The sequence below is a fragment of the Micromonospora sp. NPDC002411 genome (assembly GCF_053592955.1).
Window position 1 is genome coordinate 1 of the sequence record NZ_JBSFBM010000551.1, and the last position, 2,660, is coordinate 2,660.

Consider the following 2,660-nt stretch of genomic DNA (forward strand, 5'->3'; position numbering starts at 1 on the left):
GCGCACTCGATCGGCGGCACGTACCACGGGCGACCGGTCGGCTCGCTCGCCGACCTGACCACCTTCTCGTTCTTCCCCACGAAGAACCTGACCACCGCCGAGGGCGGCGCCGTCGCGGCGCTCGACCCGGCCGTGCTGAAGCGGGCCCGCCGTTTCCGCACCATCGGCCTGGTCCGCGACCGCGCCGAGTTGCGCTGTCCCGACGAGGGCAGCTGGCACCAGGAGGTGCACGAGTTCGGGCTGAACTACCGCCTGCCCGACGTGCTCTGCGCCCTGGGCCGCAGTCAACTGCGCCGCCTCGGCGAGTTCAAGGCGCGCCGGGCCGCGCTGGTCGCCCGCTACGACGAGGCACTGGCCGACCTGGACGGTGTGCTGCCGCCGAACCGGAAGTCGTGGGCCGACCCGGTCTGGCACCTCTACCCGATCCGCGTGCTCGACGGGCGTCGCCGCGAGGTGTACGACCGGATGCGGGCCGCCGGCATCGGCGTCCAGGTCAACTACGTCCCGGTGTACTGGCACCCGGTCTTCGCCGACCTGGGCTACCGACGCGGGTCCTGCCCGGTGGCCGAGTCGTTCTACTCGCAGCAGCTGTCGTTGCCGCTCTACCCGGGGCTCAGCGACGCCGACCAGGATCGCGTCATCGACGCGCTGACCGCGGCCCTGCGGGCCGGCTCGGTGCGTACCGCCGCCTGATGGGAACCTGATGCACCACGCCAACCACTTCTACGGTCACGCGCACGTGCTGGCCCGCTACGCCGGCCTCGGCGACCGGCACCCACCGCGGATCAACGGGTACGTGCAGCACGGCTGGAACATCGGTGACGGCCTGGCACCCGGCCACCCGTACGCCGACCGCACGCCCAGCCTGCTCTGGTCGGAGCAGACCCGCCGACGGGCCTGGTCGGTGGGCCGCCGCAACGTGGTCGTCATCGGGGCGCCGTTCACCTACCTGCTGGCCATGCGCCCGGAGGACCCACCGGCCGAGGAGCGGGAGGGCACCATCTGGTACCCGTTCCACGGTTGGGAGGGTCAGCACGTGAAGGGCGACCACCGTAAGTTGATCGCCCTCATCCAGGCCACCGAACCGGGCCCGGTCACGGTCTGCCTCTACTGGCACGAGTACCGGATGCGCAACGTCCGCCGCCTCTACGAGCGGGCCGGGTTCCGGGTGATCTGCCACGGCTACCGGGGGCACTGGTGGAAGGACACCGACCCGGAGTTCCTCGACAAGCAACTGACCGAGCTGCGTCGGCACCGGCGGGTGGCTTCCAACCGGCTGACGAGCGCGATCTTCTACGGCATCGCCGCGGGTTGCGAGCCGGCGGTCTACGGCGACCCGATGATCCTGTCCAACGAGGACCCGACCTTCGGCGGCACCGCCCGCATCCGCCGCCAGTGGCCGGAGCTGCACGGCACCGCTGTCGACGTGCCCACCGCCGTCCACATCGCCCGCGCCGAGCTCGGCATCGACCACCGCTGCGCGCCGGCCGAGCTGCGCGAGCTGCTCGGCTGGGCGAACCTCCAGGAGGAAGAGGACGACCGTGACGACTGAGACGGCACCCGCCGGCCGCATCACCCTGCCGGGCGGCGAGATGCTGGCCTGGTCCGACCTGCCGCAGCAGCGGTTGGCCGAGGGTGGGCCCCTCGCCGCCCTCGCCGCCCGGCTCGTGCCTTCCGGTGCCCGGGTCCTGCTGGCCGGGCCGCACGACCCGGCCCTGCTCGACCAGTTGGGCCACGCCGAGGTGACCTGCCTGCTACGCAGCCACCCGGACGCGGTCGCGCTGGCCCCCCGGGCCGCCCACGTGGTGGTGGGTGGCCCGACCGGGCTGCCCGACGACGAGACGTACGACGTGGTGATCGCCGCCGCCGGCCTGGACCCGGTGGAGTCGGTGGAGGGCACCCGGCTCGGCTGGAGCGGTGTGCTGGCGCGACTGGTCGCCGCCGTACGGCCCGGTGGCGCGCTGCTCCTGCGCCTGGACAACCCGCTCGGTCTGCACCGGCTCGTCTCCACCACCCCCTGGTACGCCGGCCGGGACGACTCCGCCTGGGTGATCGGTGGAGTGCTGGATCGCGGCCACCCGGCCAACCGCGACCAGCTCCGCGAACGGCTCACCGAGGCGGGGCTGCGACCGACGGCGTGCTGGGCCGCGTACCCCGATGCCGGCAGCCCGACTGCCCTGCTCGACGCCGACCACCTCGACCGGGACGCCGGATCCGGCCTCTTCGACGCCGTGCTGCACGGCGCCTGTGCGGGCGGCTCCACGAGGGACACCGTGCTCCAGGACCCGGCGCGACTGGCGGTGGACGCGCTGCACGCCGGACGCGCCGCCGACCTCGCGCCGGGTTGGCTGGTGCTCGCCCACCGACCCGCCCACACCGGAGACCATCCGCCGGCGGCCGACGTCGACCTGCCGGTGGCGTTGATGCAGACCGGCCGTCCCGGGATCGGCGTGTCGGAGGTGCTGCACGGCCCGTCGGGCTGGCGTTGGGGGCTCGCTCCGACCACCGGCACGCGGGTGGCAGCCGCCGCGCCGTTCGCCAGCCGCGAGGCCGCGTACCGGGACGAGGAGACGTCGGGAAAGCCGTAGCGCAGGGCGTGCTCCGGGTCGGCAGGGTCGATCTGGCGCACGCCCGCGTCGGCGAGGCGCTTGTTGACCTCG

At 73.7% G+C, this 2,660-nt stretch carries 2 protein-coding genes and 1 pseudogene; all 3 read left to right on the forward strand.

What is annotated here, in order from left to right:
• Positions 1 to 693 (forward strand): DegT/DnrJ/EryC1/StrS family aminotransferase (locus ACWCO3_RS33700; RefSeq protein ID WP_450013992.1); only part of this gene is annotated, 693 nt, incomplete at its 5' end.
• Between the two features lie 10 nt (positions 694 to 703).
• Positions 704 to 1,552, forward strand: coding sequence for a hypothetical protein (locus ACWCO3_RS33705; protein WP_145784314.1), 849 nt, complete (start codon positions 704 to 706; stop codon positions 1,550 to 1,552).
• Positions 1,542 to 2,564, forward strand: a pseudogene (locus ACWCO3_RS33710) (class I SAM-dependent methyltransferase); the annotation flags it as partial. The gene ACWCO3_RS33705 and the pseudogene ACWCO3_RS33710, both read left to right, overlap by 11 nt.
• Between the last annotated feature and the right edge of the window lie 96 nt (positions 2,565 to 2,660).

Excerpts from the sequence above, each read along its gene's own strand:
- ACWCO3_RS33705 (WP_145784314.1), top strand. The coding sequence starts at position 704 with ATGCACCACGCCAACCACTTCTACGGTCACGCGCACGTGCTGGCCCGC.